The following is a 20281-nucleotide window of genomic DNA, read 5'->3' as shown; positions in this document are numbered from 1 at the left end:
ACGGCCCGCATCACAAGGCGAAAGCCATATCCTCTTCCTGCTGAATCCTTTTTCAAACCCCTTTATTCTCCTCTTGTGCTTACCATTCACGCCCGCGACTAAAGCCAAACTCACTGAAATTTCCGGCAATTACCGCCGGCACCCCGCGATCACCTTTTTCTGAAAAGAAAAATTGCTAATGCTTTCAAAGCATTTGCTGTTCATGCCACCTGGCGACAACCTGTGCACATTAAGCTAAAGTAAGGGCTCATTTGTTGGATGTCCGGAGTGACGATGTACGATCAATATGACGCACTGATTTTCGATATGGACGGCACGATCCTTGATACCGAGCCGACACATCGAAAAGCGTGGCATCAGGTACTGGGTCGATATGGACTGACGTTAGACGAATCGCAAATGGTTGGTTTCAACGGCGCGCCGACCTGGCGGCTTGCGCAATTTATTATCGAAAAGAACCGCTCCTCTCACGATCCGTATCAGCTCGCCGCCGAAAAAACCGCGGCGGTTAAAGCCATGCTGCTTGAGAACGTGCGTCCGCTTCCGCTGATGGACGTGGTGAAAGCTTACCATGGCCGCCGTCCGATGGCGGTTGGCACCGGAAGCGAACACAGCATGGCGGATGCGTTGCTCAACCAGCTGGGCGTGCGTGAACTTTTCACTGCAGTCGTGGGCGCTGACGACGTTGAGCGCCATAAACCTGAACCCGATACGTTTTTACGCTGCGCAGCGCTGATGGGCGTCGATCCTGCACGCTGCGTGGTGTTCGAAGACGCCGATTTTGGCGTGCAGGCGGCGAAAGCGGCCGGTATGGATGTGGTTGATGTGCGCCTGCTGTGAGTGACGTTCTGGCGCTTGCTTCTCTGTTTGGCAGCAGCTTTCTCAGCGCAACCCTGTTACCCGGGAGTTCTGAGGCGTTGCTGGTTGCGTTACTGGTTGCCAAAAAGGCTTCCGTTTATGGATTGATTGTTGCTGCATCGGTGGGGAATACCCTGGGCGGCATCACCAATATTTTTCTTGGTCGCTTACTGCCGTTGAAACAGCAGGGGCGATGGCATCACACAGCAATAACGTGGTTGAACCGACTGGGACCTGCAGCGCTGTTGCTGAGCTGGCTGCCGATTATCGGCGACCTGCTCTGCGTGCTCGCAGGCTGGATGCGCTTTGCCTGGCTTCCGGTCCTGCTGTTTCTCGCCGTCGGGAAAACACTGCGTTATATCGTTATCGCGACCGCCACCTTACAGGGTTTGCAATGGTGGCATTGATTCGCACAGATTCGAGGCTAGGGTTAACATTATGCTGAACAAAAATAAATTACTGTCCCAGCGGGAGGTTAATGTGATCCCGGACGTATCTAAAGCGCTCTCCTGGCTGGAGGCGCATCCCAATGCCTTGAAAGGTATTGGCCGCGGCATTGAACGCGAAACGCTGCGCGTTAAGCCCGATGGTCATCTGGCGGAAAGCGGCCATCCCGACTCGCTGGGATCGGCGCTGAAGCACGACTGGATTACCACCGACTTCGCGGAAACGCTGCTGGAGTTCATCACGCCGGTGGATCAAAACATCGACCATATGCTGGCATTTCTGCGCGATATTCATCGCCATGTGGCGCGCGAGCTGGCTGAAGAGCGCATGTGGCCTTTCAGCATGCCTTGCCTGATCGACGATGCGGATCGTATTGAGCTGGCGCAGTACGGCAGTTCTAACATCGGACGCATGAAGACGCTCTATCGCCAGGGGCTGAAAAATCGCTACGGCGCGCTGATGCAGACCATTTCCGGCATCCACTATAACTTCTCGCTGCCGCTGAGCTTCTGGCAGGAGTGGGCGGATGTCAAAGATGCTGAAAGCGGCAAAGAGACGATTTCTGCCGGCTACCTGCGCCTGATCCGCAACTACTACCGTTACGGCTGGGTGATCCCCTATCTGTTTGGCGCATCGCCAGCAATCAGCTCCAGCTTCCTGCAGGGACGCGAGAGTAAACTGCCGTTTGAAACCGACGGCAAAGATTCGCTGTGGCTGCCTTATGCAACCTCGCTGCGTCTGAGCGATCTCGGCTATACCAACAAGTCGCAGAGCGGCCTTGGCATAACCTTTAACTCGCTCGAGGGATACGTTAAGGCGCTAAAAGCCGCCATTAAAACGCCCTCTGAAGAGTATGCCGCGATGGGCACCAAAGACGCTGACGGCAACTGGCTGCAGCTCAACACCAATGTGCTGCAGATTGAGAACGAGCTTTACGCCCCGATTCGTCCGAAGCGCGTGACGCGTTCCGGGGAAGCGCCCTCCGATGCGCTGCTGCGCGGCGGAATCGAGTATATCGAAGTGCGCTCGCTCGACATCAATCCGTTCTCCGCTATTGGCGTCGACGCCAACCAGGTACGTTTCCTCGATCTCTTCCTGATCTGGTGTACCCTGGCCGATGCGCCTGAAATGAGCGCTGACGAGCTGCTGTGCAGCCGTAAGAACTGGAACCGCGTGGTGCTGGAAGGACGCAAGCCGAACCAAAAAATTGCCGTCGGCTGCAGCGAAACCGAACATTCGCTGGTGGAAGTGGGGAAAGCGCTGTTCGCCGATCTGCACCGCGTGGCGGAAGTGCTCGACAGCAATCAGGGCAGCACGCAATATCAACAGGTATGCGATCAACTGGTGGCGTCCTTTGACGATCCTGAGCTAACCTATTCGGCGCGCATTCTGCAGGCGATTAAAGAGAACGGCGTGACCGATACCGGCATCGCGCTGGCGGAACAGTATCGTCATATGCTGTGCGAAGAGCCGCTGGAAGTGATTAGCGAAGAAGATTTTACGCGTCAGGCGCTGGAGTCGGTTGCGGCGCAGAAGAAGCTGGAAGAGAGCGATACGCTCGATTTTGAGGCTTACCTCGCCAGTCGCGAAGGCTAGAAAAGAAAAAGGCCACATCAATGTGGCCAAATTAACATCTCTGTTGTCAGGGATGATGATAACAAATGCGCGTCTTTCATATATTCAGACGCTGGGCGAACAGAAAAGTTTCATCGTTTATAAAAAAATTTCAAAACAGGAGGTGACGTATGCCACTACTGGACAGTTTTACCGTTGACCATACCATTATGGCCGCGCCCGCAGTGCGTGTTGCGAAGACCATGAAAACTCCCCATGGCGATACCATCACCGTTTTCGACCTGCGTTTCTGCCGTCCTAACAAAGAGATCCTGACCGAGCGCGGCATCCATACGCTCGAGCATCTCTTCGCGGGCTTTATGCGTAACCATCTCAACGGCGACGGCGTAGAAATCGTGGATATCTCTCCAATGGGATGCCGTACCGGTTTCTACATGAGCCTGATCGGCACGCCGGACGAGCAGCGCGTTGCCAGCGCGTGGAAAGGGGCAATGGAAGACGTTCTGAAGGTGAAGGATCAGAATCAGATCCCTGAGCTGAATGAATACCAGTGCGGCAGCTACAAGCTGCATTCGCTCGACGAAGCGCAGCAGATCGCGCGCAACGTACTGGCGCATGATATCGGCGTGAACCGCAACGAAGATCTGAGACTGCCGCAAGAGAAGCTGCAGGAACTGCACATCTAGTCGTGGTAGCAACGCGCAGTAAAAAAAACGCCGCATCGTTGCGGCGTTTTTTATGGGCGGGCGTCAGGAGCCGACAGAGGACTTCAGCGGCGTCTGCGGCGTAATGCGCACCTGCTTTACCATATTGTCCTGCACGTCGAGAATATCCACGGCATAGTTCGCAAGCTCGACGCGGGTATTGATCTCGGGGATCTCCTCCAGCGCTTCCAGCAGCATGCCGTTGATGGTGCGTGCCTCCTGCTCCGGCAGATGCCAGTTAAAGGCCTTGTTGATTTCACGCACGTTAGCGCTGCCTTCTACCAGCACAGAGCCGTCGTTCTGCGGCATCACCTCTTCCGCAAGGGTAGGGGACATCGAGGTGGTAAAGTCGCCGACGATCTCCTCCAGGATATCCTCAATGGTCACCAGACCTTTGATATCACCATACTCATCCACCACCAGGCCGACTTTCTTCTTGTTGCGCTGGAACTTCACCAGCTGGATATTCAGCGGCGTCCCTTCCGGCACGTAGTAGATCTCATCGGCGGCGCGCAGCAGGGTCTCTTTGTTGAACTCTTTCTTCTCGGTCATGGTGCGCCAGGCTTCGCGTACGCGCAGCATGCCGACGCAGTCGTCCAGTGATTCGCGGAACAGCACGATGCGGCCGTGGGGCGAATGGCTCAGCTGGCGCATCACCGACTTCCAGTCGTCGTTGATATTGATGCCGACGATCTCGTTGCGCGGCACCATGATGTCGTCGACGCTGACTTTTTCCAGATCGAGCACCGACAGCAGCATATCCTGATTGCGGCGCGACATCAGGCTACGGGATTCGTAGACGATAGTGCGCAGCTCTTCTTTGCTGAGCGCCGAGCTGGTGGCGCCCTCGGTTTTAATGCCGGCCATACGCATCATCAGGCGCGTGATGGTGTTGAGCAGCCACACCAGCGGCGACATAACAATCTGCAACGGCCCCAGCAGCAGGCTGCTGGGAAAGGCGACCCGCTCGGGATAGAGCGCCGCCACGGTTTTTGGCAGCACCTCCGCGAATACCAGCACCACAAAGGTCAGGATGCCCGTCGCGATCGCCACGCCCTCATCACCATGCAGGCGCATGCCCACGATGGTGGCGAGCGCGGAAGCCAGAATATTCACCAGGTTGTTGCCGATCAGCACCAGGCTGAGCAGGCGGTCGGGACGACGCAGCAGCTTTTCCACCCGGCGGGCGGCGCGGCTGCCGTTTTTCGCCTGATGGCGCAGCTTATAGCGGTTAAGGGTCATCATGCCGGTTTCCGACCCGGCGAACCAGGCGGAAACCAGCACCATAACGACCAGAATAATAATGAGGGTGGTGGTTGAAACCTGTTCCAACGCAGAACTTCCTTTTGGTTAAGACGAGTGAGTCAGCAGGTGCTGTAAGATACGACTGCCGAAGTAGGCCATAGTTAACAGCAGCGCGCCGCCGCAGTTAAACCACACGACGCGACGTCCGCGCCAGCCTTCATGATAGTGCCCCCAGAGCAAAACGATATAGACGAACCAGGCGAGAATCGACAGCACCGCTTTGTCTACGTTCTCGGCGCTAAACAGATTGTGCATATAAAACATGCCGGTGCAGAGCACCAGCGTCAGCAGCACAACGCCAATCTGGGTGATATGAAACATTTTGCGCTCAATGCTCAGCAGCGGCGGCATATCCTGGGTAAAGGCCAGCTTCTTGTTTTTCAGCTGATAGTCGATCCACGCCAGCTGCAGCGCGTAGAGCGCGGCGATAATCAGCGTAGCGTAGGCGAACAGCGACAGGCCGATATGGATCATCATGCCCGGGGTGGTTTCAAGATGGGTGATAAAGGCGTTGGGTACAAAGGTGGCGAACGCCAGATTGATCAGCGCGAAGCTGTAGACGATTGGCAGCAGCAGCCAGCCGCGATTGCGCGAGGCGACAATGGTCATAATGGCGCAGATAAGCAGGCTGACCAGCGAGCCGATATTCAGCAGGCTAAGGTTCTGCCCGCTGTCGACGGCAAAGATGCGCTGCTGCAGCGCTACGGCGTGCGCCACCAGCGCAAAGCAGGCTGAAAGCACCGCCATTCGCCGCCAGCCGCTGTTGCGTTTCAACAGGCTGGGAATAATCAGTGCAATACTCAACGAATAGGCGAACAGCGCCAGGAGCGAGAAAACGGACATAGATCCTTACAGGTATCAGCGAGATGAAAGGAAAAGGGCAGTATAGCGCCAGCCGAAGCCGCCTCCAACCGATCTAAGGCGCAATAGCAGAGATCGTTTCAGCTTCGTGTTATAATCCGCTGCATTATGCCGATCAGGCGCCTCGCGATTTTTTTGAGTGAGAGACAATGTTTGACAATTTAACCGATCGTTTGTCGCAAACCCTGCGCAATATCAGCGGCCGCGGAAGGCTGACAGAAGACAACATCAAAGACACGCTGCGCGAAGTGCGCATGGCGCTGCTGGAGGCGGACGTTGCGCTGCCGGTAGTGCGCGACTTTATCAACCGCGTCAAAGAGAGCGCGGTGGGTCAGGACGTCAACAAAAGCCTGACGCCGGGCCAGGAATTTATCAAAATCGTGCGCAATGAGCTGGTTGCGGCGATGGGCGCGGAGAACAACGCCCTTAACCTCGCCGCGCAGCCGCCGGCTGTGGTGCTGATGGCGGGCCTGCAGGGTGCAGGTAAAACCACCAGCGTCGGCAAACTGGGTAAATTCCTGCGTGAAAAGCACAAGAAGAAAGTGCTGGTCGTCTCTGCGGACGTTTATCGCCCGGCGGCGATCAAACAGCTCGAAACGCTGGCGCAGCAGGTTGGCGTCGATTTTTGCCCGTCCGATCTGAGCCAGAAGCCGGTCGACATCGTTAAGAACGCGCTGAAAGAGGCGAAGCTGCAGTTCTATGATGTGCTGCTGGTGGATACCGCCGGTCGTCTGCACGTCGATGAAGCGATGATGGACGAGATTAAACAGGTGCACGCCGCGATCAATCCGGTAGAGACGCTGTTTGTCGTTGACGCCATGACCGGTCAGGATGCGGCGAATACGGCGAAAGCCTTTAACGAAGCTCTGCCGCTGACCGGCGTCATCCTGACGAAGGTGGACGGTGACGCGCGCGGCGGTGCCGCTCTGTCGATTCGTCATATCACCGGCAAGCCGATCAAATTTATGGGCGTCGGTGAGAAGACCGAGGCGCTGGAGCCGTTCTATCCCGATCGTATCGCCTCGCGTATTCTCGGCATGGGCGACGTGCTGTCGCTGATTGAGGATATTGAGAGCAAAGTTGACCGCGATCAGGCGGAAAAGTTGGCGAAAAAGCTGAAAACCGGCGACGGCTTCGATCTTAACGACTTTCTCGAGCAGCTTAAGCAGATGCGCAACATGGGCGGCATGGCGAGCCTGATGGGCAAACTGCCGGGCATGGGGCAGCTGCCGGACAACGTGAAGTCGCAGATGGACGATAAGGTGCTGGTGCGTATGGAGGCGATTATCAACTCCATGACGCGCAAAGAGCGCGAAAAGCCGGAGATTATCAAAGGCTCGCGCAAACGTCGCATCGCCACCGGCGCCGGCATGCAGGTGCAGGACGTTAACCGCTTGCTTAAGCAGTTCGACGATATGCAGCGCATGATGAAGAAAATGAAGAAGGGCGGCATGGCGAAAATGATGCGCGGCATGAAAGGCATGATGCCCCCAGGATTCCCCGGACGCTAAGCGTTCGGCAATAAAAGCCCGAAAGGTTGCGCTCGCAGGTTGCTTTTTGCGCCGAAATGAGTAAAATTTTCGGGCTTTTTATATTGCACCCGGGCCCCGTTCCCTCAATGGGGCCCGGTTGTTTTATTAACTTAAGAGGATGTTATGGTAACAATTCGTTTGGCACGTCACGGCGCTAAAAAGCGTCCGTTCTATCAGGTCGTCGTTACTGACAGCCGCAATGCACGTAACGGTCGCTTCATCGAGCGCGTTGGTTTCTTCAACCCGATCGCATCTGGTCAGGCTGAAGGTCTGCGTCTGGATCTGGACCGCATCGAGCACTGGGTTGGCCAGGGCGCAACGCTTTCAGATCGCGTTAACGCGCTGATCAAAGAAGCAAAAAAAGCAGCTTAATCTGTCACGGTGGTGAGCATGAGCAAAGAACTTGCCGCACAGCCTCCCGTTAAGCCCCTTGTACTGGGGAAAATGGGCGCTGCCTACGGCATACGTGGCTGGCTCAAAGTGTTTTCCTCCACCGAAGCGGCCGAAAGTATCTTCGACTACCAACCCTGGTTCATTCAGCGCGCCGGTAAATGGCAGCAGGTTGAGCTGGAAAGTTGGCGACATCACAATCAGGACCTGATCATCAAAGTCAAAGGCATTGACGATCGGGATGCGGCGACGCAGTTGACCAATTGCGAAATTACGGTCGACTCGGCGCAGCTGCCGGAGCTGGAAGACGGCGACTATTACTGGAAAGACCTGATGGGTCTCAAGGTAGTCAACGTTGACGGCTACGAGATGGGCAAAGTCATCGATATGATGGAAACCGGCTCGAACGACGTTCTCGTCGTTAAGGCGAACCTGAAAGATGCATTCGGTGTGAAGGAGCGGTTAATACCGTTTCTTGATGAACAGGTTATCAAGAAAGTCGATCTCGCTACTGGCGTCATTGAAGTAGACTGGGATCCTGGTTTTTGATCTCCGAATCGCAAGGTAACGTAACGGCGAAGACAATGTGGATTGGTGTTATTAGCCTTTTTCCAGAGATGTTTCGCGCAATTACCGATTACGGGGTAACTGGCCGGGCAGTAAAAAATGGCCTGCTCAGCATCGAGAGCTGGAGTCCTCGCGACTTTGCTCACGACCGGCACCGCACGGTGGACGATCGTCCTTACGGCGGCGGACCGGGAATGCTGATGATGGTGCAACCCTTACGGGATGCAATCCACGCAGCGAAAGCGGCGGCGGGGGAAGGAGCCAGGGTAATCTACCTGTCACCTCAGGGACGCAAACTTGACCAACAGGGCGTTTGCGAACTGGCGACGCAGCAGAAGTTGATTCTGGTCTGCGGTCGCTACGAAGGTATTGATGAGCGCGTGATTAAAACCGAAATTGACGAAGAATGGTCAATCGGCGACTACGTGCTCAGCGGCGGCGAACTGCCAGCTATGACGATGATTGATTCAGTGGCCCGGTTAATTCCCGGCGTGCTGGGCAAGCAGGCGTCAGCCGAGGAGGATTCGTTCTCTGACGGTTTACTGGACTGTCCGCACTATACCCGACCTGAAGTGCTGGAAGGCATGGAGGTACCGGCAGTTTTACTGTCTGGTAACCATGCAGAGATTCGCCGCTGGCGCCTGAAACAGTCGCTGGGCCGTACCTGGCTAAGAAGACCTGAACTTCTGGAAAACCTGGCTCTGACTGAAGAGCAAGCAAGGTTGCTGAAAGCGTTCCAGCTGGAACATCAGCAACAAAACGATGAGGCGGCAGAGTAATCTCCCGCGACTATCAGTTTACCCAGGATAAGAGATTTAATTATGAGCAACATTATCAAGCAAATTGAACAAGAGCAGATGAAACAGGACGTACCTTCCTTCCGTCCGGGTGATTCCGTGGAAGTGAAAGTATGGGTCGTTGAAGGTTCTAAAAAACGTCTGCAGGCATTCGAGGGCGTGGTTATCGCTATCCGTAACCGCGGTCTGCACTCTGCATTCACTGTTCGTAAGATTTCTAACGGCGAAGGCGTTGAGCGTGTCTTCCAGACTCACTCTCCGGTCATCGACAGCATTTCTGTCAAACGCCGTGGTGCTGTGCGTAAAGCCAAACTGTACTACCTGCGTGAGCGTACTGGTAAGTCAGCTCGTATCAAAGAGCGTCTTAACTAAGGTATCGCTAACGCGACATCTAAAAGTTAATAGCAAACAAGGGGTTGGCGTGATGCCAGCCCCTTTTTTTATGCCTGTGCTTCCGGACGACGCAGGTGATAAATGGCAGTATTCACCGGCCCGCTCTCCAGCACGATTAAGCCGTAGCGCATATCGATAAAGCGTGCGCCGCAGCGCTCCGCTACCGCGCGGCTGGCACGGTTCTCTTCCGCCGCAAGAATTTCAATAATCTTTATCTCTGGCCGTGCAAATCCCATCTCAAGCAGCAGCGCGACGGCGCGGCTGGCGACCCCTTGTCGCTGCATATCGCTGCGCACCCAGTATCCCAGCGCGGCGAACTGGCCCGCTTCACGGGCAAAGCGGATCCCGGCACCGCCCAGCAAACGATCCCGCTCGTCAACGATGGCGAACTCTTCCGCCTCGCCATTCGCTCTCTGCTGCTGCGTAAAAGCGATCCAGCTCGCCGCTTCTTCAGGCTGATAGTCTGGATGCGCCCATACCATCCAGGGCTGCAGCGTATCCAGCGAGGCGTTAACGGCAGCGGTGAATGCGGGGATATCAGCGGAAACGAAGGGACGCAGGTGAACAGAAAGAGCCATAAGATACCTGATAAAAAAGGGGAGGTTGAGCAAAGCGTAACAGGCGAGACGAGAGAATGCCAAAAGGAGAGTGTAATTATTATTTTACACATTCCCATTGGTGGGTTTTGAGTGTTTTATAAATAAGGTAATGAAAATAATGGTTATTTTAATTGATTCTGCTCGCCAATTATTTTTATGGTAATAAAAGTGTACATCTATGGATTGCTTGTTTTACGTCCTGTGTTAAAGTGTCTCTCATCCTGTCAGAGGATCATTAACCGCATAACGAGGAAAAAAGGATCGTAGCCATGCAAAAAGACGCGCTGAACAATGTCCACATTGCGAATGAACAGATTTTGATCACCCCGGAAGAGCTGAAAGCGAAGTTTCCGCTGTCTGCCCAGCAGGAAGCGCAGATCGCCGCTTCACGCCAGACCATTTCCGATATCATCGCTGGCCGCGATCCGCGTCTGCTGGTGGTTTGCGGTCCCTGTTCAATCCATGACACCGAAGCTGCTCTGGATTACGCGCGTCGCCTGAAAGATCTCTCTGACCAGCTGAAGGATCAGCTCTATATCGTTATGCGCGTCTATTTTGAAAAACCCCGCACCACCGTTGGCTGGAAAGGGTTGATCAACGATCCCTACATGGATAACTCCTTTGATATGGAAGCGGGTCTGCATATTGCGCGTCAGCTGCTGGTAAACCTGGTGGAGATGGGGCTGCCGCTCGCGACCGAAGCGCTCGATCCAAACAGTCCGCAATACCTCGGCGATCTCTTCAGCTGGTCTGCTATCGGTGCGCGCACCACTGAATCGCAAACGCACCGCGAAATGGCGTCTGGCCTCTCAATGCCGGTCGGCTTTAAGAACGGCACCGACGGCAGCCTCGGCACCGCCATCAACGCCATGCGCGCCGCCGCGATGCCGCACCGCTTTGTCGGCATTAACCAGGCGGGGCAGGTCTGCCTGCTGCAGACCCAGGGCAATCCAGATGGTCACGTTATTCTGCGCGGCGGCAAAGCGCCCAATTACGGTCCGGAAGATGTCGCCCAGTGTGAAAAAGAGATGGTCAAAGCGGGACTGCGTCCGGCCTTGATGATAGATTGCAGCCATGGCAATTCTAATAAAGACTATCGCCGCCAGCCTGGCGTCGCCGAATCGGCGATAGCCCAGATTAAAGATGGCAACCGCTCGATTATTGGCCTGATGCTGGAAAGCCACATTAATGAAGGCAGCCAGTCTTCCGAGCAGCCGCGCAGCGAAATGAAATACGGTGTTTCCGTAACGGATGCCTGCATCAACTGGGAAACCACCGAAACGCTGCTGCGCGAGATGCATCAGGATGTGCAAGAAGTGCTGTCGGCGCGTCTCTCAAACGAGGTGTAATGAGCAATGGTGGCTGAACTGACCGCGCTACGCGATCAAATTGATACGGTTGATAAAGCGCTGCTGGATCTGCTGGCGAAACGGCTGGAGCTGGTGGCTGAAGTTGGCGAAGTAAAGAGCCGCTACGGCTTGCCTATCTACGTACCGGAGCGCGAAGCATCCATGCTGGCTTCGCGCCGTGAAGAGGCGGCAGCGCTTGGCGTTCCGCCCGATCTGATTGAAGATATCCTGCGCCGCGTGATGCGCGAGTCCTATACCAGCGAAAACGACAAAGGCTTTAAAACCCTTAATCCGACGCTGCGGCCGGTGGTCATCGTCGGCGGTAAAGGGCAGATGGGCAGCCTGTTTGCGCGCATGCTGACGCTGTCGGGCTACAGCGTGAAGACGCTGGATAAAGAGGACTGGGATCGCGCCCCATCGCTGCTGAGCGATGCCGGTATGGTGATTATCAGCGTACCGATCCATCTGACGGAACAGGTGATTGCGCAGCTGCCGCCGCTGCCGGAGGACTGTATTCTGGTAGATCTGGCGTCGGTCAAGAACCGTCCGCTACAGGCGATGCTGGCGGCACACGCGGGCCCGGTGCTGGGTCTGCATCCAATGTTTGGGCCAGACAGCGGCAGCCTGGCGAAACAGGTTGTGGTCTGGTGCGACGGGCGTCAGCCTGAAGCCTATCAGTGGTTTCTGGAGCAGATTCAGGTGTGGGGGGCGCGGCTGCATCGCATCAGCGCGGTAGAGCACGATCAGAACATGGCCTTTATTCAGGCGCTGCGCCACTTCGCAACCTTCGCCTACGGGCTGCATCTGGCAGAAGAGAACGTTAACCTCGATCAGCTGCTGGCGCTCTCGTCGCCGATTTATCGGCTGGAGCTGGCGATGGTCGGGCGGCTGTTCGCGCAGGATCCTCAGCTCTATGCAGACATCATTATGTCCTCAGAAAGCAACCTGGCGCTGATCAAACGCTATTACCAGCGCTTCGGCGAAGCGATTACGCTGCTGGAGCAGGGCGATAAGCAGGCGTTTATCGACAGCTTTAACCGCGTCGAGCACTGGTTTGGCGATCACGCTAAACGCTTTATGGTAGAGAGCCGCAGCCTGCTGCGCTCCGCTAACGACAGTCGACCCTAAAGGCCGCTGTTACGGGTAAGGAGGTCGAGGAGCAATGCGTCCCGCGTCAGGGAGGCGTAAAGCGACTTTCGATCCCCTCATCACCCACAACGGCAGCTGACCGGTAATTAAAACGGCATCCTCGCGGATGCCGTTCTGTTATGCGCTGCGCGGCTCCACCGCGACGACGTTCTCGCCGGGATAGCATCCCAGCACCTTCAGCATGCGCGTCAGTCCCTTCAGCTCCTGCAGCGCCTGCTGCATGCTGTCAGATTCCAGATTGCCCTGCACGTCGATATAAAACATCTCTTCCCACGGATTGCCGTTAATCGGGCGCGACTCCAGCTTGCTCATGATCAGGTTATGCTGACGCAGCACCAGCAGCGCCTCAACCAGCGCGCCCGCCTGCTGGCCGGTTGCCATCAGCAGCGTGGTTTTTGCCGGAACCTGATCGGAAACGGCGATGGCTTTGCGTGCCAGAACGATAAACCGCGTATGGTTTTGCTGCTGATTCGCCAGATTACGCTCCAGCACCTGCAGATTATAGAGTTCGCCGCCCGCTTCGCTGCCCAGCGCCGCCGCCTTCGGTGAGTTCAGCGCCGCGACTTTCTCCATGGCGGCAGCGGTGCTTTCGGTATATTCGATCTTCCAGTGCGGGAAACGGCTAATAAACTGGCTGCACTGCTGGAACGGCTGCGGATGGCTGTAGACGGTTTCAATCTGCTGCAGATCGGTGGTGCCTGTGACCAGCACGCAGTGGTCGATCGGCTGGGTCAGTTCACCCACAATCGACAGGCTGGTCTGCTGCAGCAGATCGTAAACGTCATTGATTGAGCCGGAGCTGGTGTTTTCAATCGGCAGCACCGCGTAATCAGCCTGACCATTTTCCACCTGACGAATAATGTCCTGGAATTTCAGACAGCCAATTTCCACCATATTGTCGAAGTGGCGCGCGGCATACTGACGTGCGGCCAGGTGCGAATAGGAGCCTTTAGGCCCGAGAAAAGCGATACGCGCCGCCAGCGCATGGGCATGGTTCAGGTTTTTCTGCAGCAGCGCCTGCTGGGTCAGAACGGAATCTTCAATAATCTGCTGAAACAGACGCGTGATGTAGTGCGCATCGAGCTGATGTTTCTTCCCGAGCACGATCAGGTGCTCCAGCAGCGCACGCTCGCGTTCGATATCGCGAATGGGCCGATGCGTGGCCAGTTTCGCTTCGGCAACTTTCACGGCCAGCGCACGGCGCTCTGCCAGCAGCGTCAGCAGCTTTTCATCAACGGCGCTGATCTGGTCTCGCAGTGCCAGTAAAGGGTTCTCGGGATTCATAGGGCTCACCTGTAAGCTGTCCAATAAAAAAGCCTCCCGGCTGGGAGGCTTTGTTGTTCGTCTTCGCTTTCGTTTTCACACGACGACTCGCCTCCCAGTCAGGGGAAGGTAAAAAAGAAAGCGAAGAAAAACGGCAGACGTTTCATGATGATTTCCATTCAAAAAGTGATTCGAGAGTACCCGCACTGATTTAAGGCTGTCAATAAAAAACGCGCCCGCGGGCGCGTTTGCTAAAACAGGGGAGAGATCAGGTGGCCGGCGTAAAGTTTTTCACGCTGGTCGCTGCCCGACGGGCTTCTGGTTTGTGCTGAACCTTATTCAACTGACGCTCAAGCTTACCGATGAGATCGTTAATCGCCGTATACATATCCTCGTGCTTAGCGCTGGCAACCAGCGTGCCGTTTGGCGTATTGATGGTGGCATCAGCCACAAATTCTTTCGGCGCTTTAGAGAGAACGATATGCGGATTTATCAGATGAGCTTGCCATTTTTCCAGCTTGGCGAGACGGTCTTCGACATGGTCGCGGATAGCCGCGGTGATTTCCATTTGTTTGCTGGTAATGTTCAGAATCATAGGTCTACCTCTCTGTCATTTCCGTCTGGGTAGATCCAGCATAACGCGCTGAACAATGAAATGTGTGATTTAGATCACGAAAAAATGTCACTTTTTGTCAATACCAGGGATTTGTGAGAAAGGCCGGGAATGTGGCCGAAAGACCTTGAATCGGTGCGGGGAGTGGCGCATGATTGACGGGATAGATCAGCGGGGAATCAGAGGAGTTGTCGATTTTTCGCGCATAAAAAAAGCAGCCATGACGGCTGCTTTTTCGTTTTTTCGGCTCAGTATTAGCTGGCGCTGTTTGCGGCAATAATTTTCGCCACTTTATCCGCTTCGGCATTCAGCTGCAGATTGCGATAGGCTTTTTCCATCAGCGGCAGCGCATCGCGCGTCGCCTGAGTATCAGGATAATCGCGCATCATGCCTTCAACGCGGTTAACAACCGCGACATAGGCTTCCCGCTTAGTATAGAATTGCGCCACCGACAGTTCATACTTCGCCAGGCGGTCTTTCAGATAGACCAGACGTTTTTGCGCATCGGCTGCGTACTGGCTGTTTGGATAGTTACGCACCAGCTGCGAGAAGTCACGGAAGGCGTCGCGGGCGTGCGTAGGATCGCGGTCAGAACGGTCGATACCGAAAAAGCCCTGCAGCGCGGAGTCGTCCAGCGCCATATCCGTCAGGCCACGCATATAGATAACGTAGTCGATGTTCGGATGGGTCGGGTTAAGACGCATAAAGCGATCTATTGCCGCCTGCGCCAGCGGCAAATCGGCGTTTTTGTAGTAGGCATAGATCAAATCAAGCTGTACCTGCTGAGAATAAGGACCAAAAGGATAACGGTTGTCCAGCGCTTCCAGTTGCTTAATCGCCGCTTTAAAGTTACCGTCCTGCAGCTTTTCCTGAGCGGTAGCGTAGATTTCGGAAGGCGGGCTGTCCGGTACTGTGTCCTTTGAGCTGGAACATCCAACGAGGGCCAGGCTCAGTGTGGCAGCAGCCACCAGATATTTCATACGCGTCATGACGAAATGGTTATCCTCAAATTTGTTATGGCGGAAGCTGTCCGTATAGCTCCCGGTAATGACCAGGTACGATAGCACATTATATTAAACGGCATCGCCGTGAAAACCCAACGTTAACGAAGAAGCTGTATATGGCACAACAAGTTCAACTCACCGCAACGGTCTCCGAAGCGCAGCTGGGACAACGCTTAGATCAAACTTTGGCGGAATTGTTCCCCGATTATTCACGCTCGCGCATAAAAGAGTGGATCCTTGACCGGCGCGTCAGCGTTAACGGCGCGATCGTCGATAAACCGAAAGAGAAAGTCCTGGGCGGCGAACAGGTCGCTATCGACGCAGAAATTGAAGAAGAGCAGCGCTGGGAAGCGCAAAACATCCCCCTGAACATCGTCTATGAAGATGACGATATTCTGGTGATCAACAAGCCGCGCGATCTGGTGGTGCACCCCGGTGCCGGTAATCCTGACGGTACGGTACTTAACGCGCTGCTTTATCACTATCCTGCCATTGCCGACGTGCCGCGCGCCGGTATCGTGCATCGACTGGATAAGGACACCACCGGCCTGATGGTGGTGGCGAAAACCGTTCCGGCGCAGACGCACCTGGTGGAAACGCTACAGCTGCGCGAAATTACCCGCGAATATGAAGCGGTGGCGATTGGAACCATGACGGCGGGTGGCACGGTAAATGAGCCTATCAGCCGTCACTCAACCAAACGCACCCATATGGCCGTGCATCCGATGGGCAAACCGGCGGTAACGCACTATCGCATTATGGAGCACTTCCGCGCCCATACCCGTCTGCGCCTGCGTCTCGAAACCGGCCGAACGCATCAGATTCGCGTGCATATGTCGCACATTAACCATCCGCTGGTGGGCGATCCGCTTTACGGCGGCCGTCCGCGTCCGCCGAAAGGCGCCTCGGATCAGTTCATCGCAACGCTGCGCGCTTTCGATCGCCAGGCGCTGCACGCAACCATGCTGCGTCTCTATCATCCGATTACCGGAATTGAGATGGAGTGGCATGCGCCGCTGCCGCAGGACATGGTGGAGCTGATTGAGGCACTGAAAGCAGACACCGATGAGTTCCGCGATCAGATGGACTGGCTATGAGCTGGATCCAGCCGGACTGGCCTGCGCCCGCTAACGTAGGCGCCTGTTCGACGCTGCGCGGCGGCGGCGTAAGTCTGGCGCCGTGGGATACGTTCAACCTGGGCGGCCATGTCGGCGACGATCCGGCGCATGTGGCCGCTAACCGGGAGAGCCTGGTCGAGCGCGCCGCGTTGCCGGCGATGCCGCACTGGCTTGAGCAGGTTCACGGCACCGACGTGGTTCGCCTGCCTGCTGTGCAGGCGGAGCCTTTACGGGCGGATGCCTGCCTAACGCGCGAAACGGGCGTGGTATGTGCGGTAATGACCGCGGACTGCCTGCCGGTACTCTTCTGTTCTTATGACGGCACAGAAGTTGCCGCAGCGCATGCCGGCTGGCGTGGCCTGTGCGCTGGCGTGCTGGAAAATACGCTGGCGCAGTTTGCTTCGCCTGTTGGTCAGATACATGCGTGGCTTGGACCGGCAATCGGTCCCGACGCGTTTGAAGTGGGCAGCGAAGTGCGCGATGCATTTATGGCGCATGACGCCCGCGCCCAGCAGGCTTTTCGTCCGGCTGGCGCGAAGTATTTCGCTGATATCTGGCTCCTTGCGCAGCAGCGGCTACAGGCGGCCGGCGTCACCTCTGTGAGCATGACCCGCCGCTGCACCTTTCAGGAGAGTGGCGATTTTTTCTCCTTCCGACGCGACGGAACCACCGGGCGTATGGCTTCTTTAATTTGGCTGAGATAACCTTACGCCACAAGACGATCCAGTAGCGTATTTTTTGCTCACAATGCAGGTCATTAACCTTGAAAATTTGGGGGATGACCTCATTTTAATCTCCAGTAGCATTTTGACCTGTAATGGGAGGAATCATGCGTCTGGATCGTCTTACCAACAAGTTCCAACTGGCCCTTGCCGACGCGCAGTCCCTTGCTCTGGGACACGACAACCAATTTATTGAACCTCTGCATCTGATGAGCGCACTGCTCAATCAGGAAGGCGGATCCGTTCGTCCGTTATTAGCCTCCGCTGGCGTTGATGTTGCTGCTCTGCGCAACGGCGTCGAACAGGCTATCAACCGTTTACCTCAGGTAGAAGGCAGCGACGGGGATGTGCAGCCCTCTGCTGATCTGGTTCGCGTACTTAACCTGTGCGACAAGCTGGCGCAGAAGCGCGGCGACAACTTTATATCATCTGAACTCTTTGTTCTGGCGGCCCTCGACTCGCGCGGCTCTTTGGCCGATCTGCTGAAATCGGCCGGCACGACCACTGACAAGCTTACTAAAGCCATTGAGCAGCTGCGTGGAGGAGATAACGTGAACGATCAAGGGGCTGAAGATCAGCGCCAGGCGTTAAAGAAATACACCATCGACCTGACCGAACGCGCCGAACAGGGCAAGCTCGATCCAGTTATCGGCCGTGATGAAGAGATCCGCCGCACTATTCAGGTGCTGCAGCGCCGTACCAAAAACAACCCGGTACTGATTGGTGAACCGGGCGTCGGGAAAACCGCAATCGTGGAAGGGCTGGCGCAGCGCATCATTAACGGCGAAGTGCCGGAAGGGCTGAAAGGCCGCCGGGTACTGGCGCTGGATATGGGCGCGCTGGTGGCGGGCGCAAAATATCGCGGCGAGTTCGAAGAGCGCCTGAAAGGCGTACTCAACGATCTGTCGAAGCAGGAAGGCAACGTCATCCTGTTTATTGATGAGCTGCATACCATGGTCGGCGCCGGTAAAGCCGACGGTGCGATGGATGCCGGTAATATGCTGAAGCCTGCGCTGGCGCGCGGCGAGCTGCACTGCGTCGGCGCGACCACGCTGGACGAATATCGTCAGTACATCGAAAAAGATGCCGCGCTGGAGCGTCGTTTCCAGAAGGTTTATGTCGCTGAACCAAGCGTGGAAGATACCATCGCTATCCTGCGCGGTCTGAAAGAACGCTATGAACTGCACCACCATGTGCAGATCACCGACCCGGCGATTGTCGCGGCGGCGACGCTGTCGCATCGCTATATCGCCGATCGCCAGCTGCCGGATAAAGCCATCGACCTGATCGATGAGGCGGCGTCCAGCATTCGTCTGCAGATCGACTCGAAACCGGAACCGCTCGATCGCCTTGAGCGCCGCATTATTCAGCTGAAGCTTGAGCAGCAGGCACTGAAGAAAGAGTCGGACGACGCCAGCATTAAGCGTCTCGAGATGCTGGAAAGCGAACTCGACCAGAAAGAGCGTGAATACGCCGAGCTGGAAGAGGAGTGGAAGGCGGAGAAGGCATCGCTTACCGGTACGCAGAATATCAAGGCGGAGCTGGAGCAGGCGCGTTTGTCGCTGGAGCAGGCGCGTCGCGTCGGCGATCTGGCACAAATGTCAGAGCTGCAATATGGCAAGATCCCGGCGCTGGAAAAACAGCTGGCGACCGCTACGCAGTCTGAAGGTAAGACCATGAAGCTGCTGCGCAACCGCGTTACCGACGTTGAGATCGCCGATGTGCTGGCACGCTGGACCGGTATTCCGGTGGCGCGCATGATGGAAGGTGAGCGCGATAAGCTGCTGCGCATGGAGCAGGATCTGCACGCGCGCGTCATTGGTCAGAACGAAGCGGTGGAAGCGGTATCGAACGCGATTCGTCGTAGCCGCGCAGGCTTGTCCGATCCGAATCGTCCAATCGGTTCGTTCCTGTTCCTGGGCCCGACCGGCGTGGGTAAAACTGAGCTCTGCAAAGCGCTGGCAAATTTCCTGTTCGACAGCGATGACGCGATGGTGCGTATCGATATGTCAGAGTTTATGGAAAAACACGCCGTATCGCGGCTGGTGGGCGCGCCTCCGGGATATGTCGGTTATGAAGAGGGCGGCTACCTGACAGAAGCGGTGCGTCGTCGTCCTTATTCCGTCATCCTGCTGGATGAAGTAGAGAAAGCGCATCCGGATGTATTCAACATTCTGCTGCAGGTGCTGGACGACGGGCGTCTGACTGACGGACAGGGTCGCACCGTCGATTTCCGCAATACGGTGGTCATCATGACGTCGAACCTGGGTTCCGACCTGATTCAGGAGCGCTTCGGCGAACTGAACTACGCGGAAATGAAAGATGTGGTGATGAACGTTGTCGGCCATCACTTCCGTCCGGAGTTCATTAACCGTATCGATGAAGTTGTGGTGTTCCACCCGCTGGGCGAGCAGCATATTGCTTCTATTGCGCAAATTCAGCTGCAGCGTCTGTATAAACGTCTGGATGAACGCGGCTACCAGCTGCATATCTCCGACGAAGCGCTGAAGCTGCTGGGCGAAAATGGCTACGATCCGGTTTATGGCGCGCGTCCGTTGAAACGTGCGATTCAGCAGCAGATCGAAAACCCGCTGGCGCAGCAGATTCTTTCGGGGCAGCTGGTGCCTGGCAAAACGATCGAGATGGATGTCAAAGAGGGCGAAATTGTCGCTCATCAGTAACCGACATCAGCGAAACGGGCCTGCGGGCCCGTTTTTTTATGCTGAAAATCGCAGTTTTGACGCATTTTTCAGCGCATTGCCTGGAAAGTGAGCGGTCAGTAAAAAAGTTTAAATTAGGGCTTGTCAGCCCGGAAGAACTGCCTATAATGCGCCTCCACTGACACGGCACAACGGCTTACGAAATGCGGTGTTCAGGAGAGCCGGTTAGCCGGGTCGCCGGATGAAATCACTGAAAAAAAGTGGTTGACTCCGAAGGAGAGTAGCGTAATATACGCCACCTCGCAGCAGCAGGCTCCGCCGCTGACTGCACCGCTCTTTAACAATTTATCAGACAATCTGTGTGGGCACTCGAGA

The 20281-nt window shown here is 55.8% G+C and carries 21 protein-coding genes and 1 other annotated feature; of the genes, 14 read left to right on the top strand and 7 right to left on the bottom strand.

From position 1 onward, the window contains the following. The first annotated feature begins 273 nt into the window (after window positions 1-273). The 4 genes from yqaB (at window position 274) to luxS (ending at window position 3566) form a co-directional block, all read left to right on the top strand. Window positions 274-840, top strand: a complete 567-nt coding sequence (gene yqaB, locus MHZ97_RS07370; protein ID WP_103794833.1) for a fructose-1-phosphate/6-phosphogluconate phosphatase — start codon at window positions 274-276, stop codon at window positions 838-840. After that, on the top strand, window positions 837-1265 hold the full coding sequence (locus MHZ97_RS07365) for a YqaA family protein (protein WP_103794834.1): 429 nt from the start codon (window positions 837-839) through the stop codon (window positions 1263-1265). The genes yqaB and MHZ97_RS07365 overlap by 4 nt, the downstream gene beginning before the upstream one ends. A 31-nt stretch (window positions 1266-1296) precedes the next feature. Then, the gene (gene gshA, locus MHZ97_RS07360) at window positions 1297-2901 is read left to right on the top strand and encodes a glutamate--cysteine ligase (RefSeq protein ID WP_239314212.1); all 1605 of its coding nucleotides are present in this window, start codon (window positions 1297-1299) and stop codon (window positions 2899-2901) included. A 149-nt stretch (window positions 2902-3050) separates the two neighbouring features. After that, the gene (gene luxS / locus MHZ97_RS07355; RefSeq protein WP_239314211.1) at window positions 3051-3566 is read left to right on the top strand and encodes an S-ribosylhomocysteine lyase; all 516 of its coding nucleotides are present in this window, start codon (window positions 3051-3053) and stop codon (window positions 3564-3566) included. A 63-nt stretch (window positions 3567-3629) separates the two neighbouring features. On the opposite strand, the gene MHZ97_RS07350 is transcribed toward luxS, so the two are convergent. Continuing rightward, a complete protein-coding gene (locus MHZ97_RS07350; RefSeq protein WP_103794838.1) occupies window positions 3630-4916 on the bottom strand; it encodes an HlyC/CorC family transporter in 1287 nt (428 codons plus the stop codon). A gap of 18 nt (window positions 4917-4934) precedes the next feature. Next, window positions 4935-5732, bottom strand: a complete 798-nt coding sequence (locus MHZ97_RS07345) for an inner membrane protein YpjD (protein ID WP_239314210.1) — start codon at window positions 5730-5732, stop codon at window positions 4935-4937. A gap of 167 nt (window positions 5733-5899) precedes the next feature. Here MHZ97_RS07345 and ffh point away from each other — a divergent pair, with 167 nt between their 5' ends. The 5 genes from ffh (at window position 5900) to rplS (ending at window position 9408) form a co-directional block, all read left to right on the top strand. Then, entirely contained in the window at window positions 5900-7261 is a 1362-nt protein-coding gene (ffh, locus tag MHZ97_RS07340) for a signal recognition particle protein (protein WP_103794840.1), read from the top strand. 144 nt (window positions 7262-7405) lie between these two features. Continuing rightward, window positions 7406-7654: a 30S ribosomal protein S16 gene (gene rpsP / locus MHZ97_RS07335; protein WP_007893313.1), complete on the top strand. Its 249-nt coding sequence runs from the start codon at window positions 7406-7408 to the stop codon at window positions 7652-7654. A gap of 18 nt (window positions 7655-7672) precedes the next feature. Then, entirely contained in the window at window positions 7673-8221 is a 549-nt protein-coding gene (rimM, locus tag MHZ97_RS07330) for a ribosome maturation factor RimM (RefSeq protein ID WP_103794841.1), read from the top strand. Between the two features lie 35 nt (window positions 8222-8256). Further along, window positions 8257-9018 (top strand): tRNA (guanosine(37)-N1)-methyltransferase TrmD, encoded by a 762-nt coding sequence (gene trmD, locus MHZ97_RS07325; RefSeq protein WP_033752014.1) that lies wholly within the window; start codon window positions 8257-8259, stop codon window positions 9016-9018. A 42-nt stretch (window positions 9019-9060) separates the two neighbouring features. Further along, window positions 9061-9408 (top strand): 50S ribosomal protein L19, encoded by a 348-nt coding sequence (rplS, locus tag MHZ97_RS07320; RefSeq protein WP_033752010.1) that lies wholly within the window; start codon window positions 9061-9063, stop codon window positions 9406-9408. Window positions 9409-9476: 68 nt separating this feature from the next. Here the strand turns inward: rplS and MHZ97_RS07315 are convergent, their stop codons facing one another. Further along, window positions 9477-10007 carry a GNAT family N-acetyltransferase gene (locus MHZ97_RS07315; RefSeq protein ID WP_103794842.1) on the bottom strand — a complete coding sequence of 177 codons (531 nt, stop codon included), beginning with the start codon at window positions 10005-10007 and terminating at the stop codon, window positions 9477-9479. Between the two features lie 290 nt (window positions 10008-10297). Here MHZ97_RS07315 and MHZ97_RS07310 point away from each other — a divergent pair, with 290 nt between their 5' ends. Then, the gene (locus MHZ97_RS07310; RefSeq protein ID WP_239314209.1) at window positions 10298-11377 is read left to right on the top strand and encodes a 3-deoxy-7-phosphoheptulonate synthase; all 1080 of its coding nucleotides are present in this window, start codon (window positions 10298-10300) and stop codon (window positions 11375-11377) included. Window positions 11378-11383: 6 nt separating this feature from the next. Continuing rightward, window positions 11384-12505 carry a bifunctional chorismate mutase/prephenate dehydrogenase gene (gene tyrA / locus MHZ97_RS07305; protein WP_103794844.1) on the top strand — a complete coding sequence of 374 codons (1122 nt, stop codon included), beginning with the start codon at window positions 11384-11386 and terminating at the stop codon, window positions 12503-12505. A 138-nt stretch (window positions 12506-12643) separates the two neighbouring features. Here tyrA and pheA read toward each other — a convergent pair whose 3' ends face one another. The 4 genes from pheA to bamD all read right to left on the bottom strand — a co-directional run bounded on the left by pheA (window position 12644) and on the right by bamD (window position 15391). After that, window positions 12644-13810 carry a bifunctional chorismate mutase/prephenate dehydratase gene (pheA, locus tag MHZ97_RS07300; RefSeq protein WP_103794845.1) on the bottom strand — a complete coding sequence of 389 codons (1167 nt, stop codon included), beginning with the start codon at window positions 13808-13810 and terminating at the stop codon, window positions 12644-12646. Window positions 13811-13832: 22 nt separating this feature from the next. Then, window positions 13833-13957 (bottom strand) — a sequence feature (Phe leader region). Continuing rightward, window positions 13909-13956 (bottom strand): pheA operon leader peptide PheL, encoded by a 48-nt coding sequence (gene pheL / locus MHZ97_RS07295; protein WP_100279143.1) that lies wholly within the window; start codon window positions 13954-13956, stop codon window positions 13909-13911. Its footprint overlaps the feature before it by 48 nt. 100 nt (window positions 13958-14057) lie before the next feature. Next, window positions 14058-14384: a ribosome-associated translation inhibitor RaiA gene (gene raiA / locus MHZ97_RS07290; RefSeq protein WP_033751998.1), complete on the bottom strand. Its 327-nt coding sequence runs from the start codon at window positions 14382-14384 to the stop codon at window positions 14058-14060. Between the two features lie 272 nt (window positions 14385-14656). Further along, window positions 14657-15391 carry an outer membrane protein assembly factor BamD gene (gene bamD, locus MHZ97_RS07285; protein ID WP_103794846.1) on the bottom strand — a complete coding sequence of 245 codons (735 nt, stop codon included), beginning with the start codon at window positions 15389-15391 and terminating at the stop codon, window positions 14657-14659. Window positions 15392-15522: 131 nt separating this feature from the next. Between bamD and rluD the strand changes: the two genes are divergently transcribed. From rluD to clpB, 3 genes are all read left to right on the top strand, one after another. After that, window positions 15523-16503: a 23S rRNA pseudouridine(1911/1915/1917) synthase RluD gene (gene rluD, locus MHZ97_RS07280; RefSeq protein ID WP_103794847.1), complete on the top strand. Its 981-nt coding sequence runs from the start codon at window positions 15523-15525 to the stop codon at window positions 16501-16503. Further along, window positions 16500-17228: a purine nucleoside phosphorylase YfiH gene (gene yfiH / locus MHZ97_RS07275; RefSeq protein WP_239314206.1), complete on the top strand. Its 729-nt coding sequence runs from the start codon at window positions 16500-16502 to the stop codon at window positions 17226-17228. The genes rluD and yfiH overlap by 4 nt, the downstream gene beginning before the upstream one ends. A 125-nt stretch (window positions 17229-17353) precedes the next feature. Further along, window positions 17354-19927, top strand: a complete 2574-nt coding sequence (gene clpB / locus MHZ97_RS07270) for an ATP-dependent chaperone ClpB (protein WP_239314205.1) — start codon at window positions 17354-17356, stop codon at window positions 19925-19927. Window positions 19928-20281: the final 354 nt, after the last annotated feature.

This window comes from Pantoea sp. ACRSC (assembly GCF_022346785.1).
In the GTDB taxonomy this organism is placed as follows: Bacteria; Pseudomonadota; Gammaproteobacteria; order Enterobacterales; family Enterobacteriaceae; genus Pantoea; species Pantoea alvi.
This window is presented reverse-complemented; position numbering and strand designations above follow the sequence as displayed.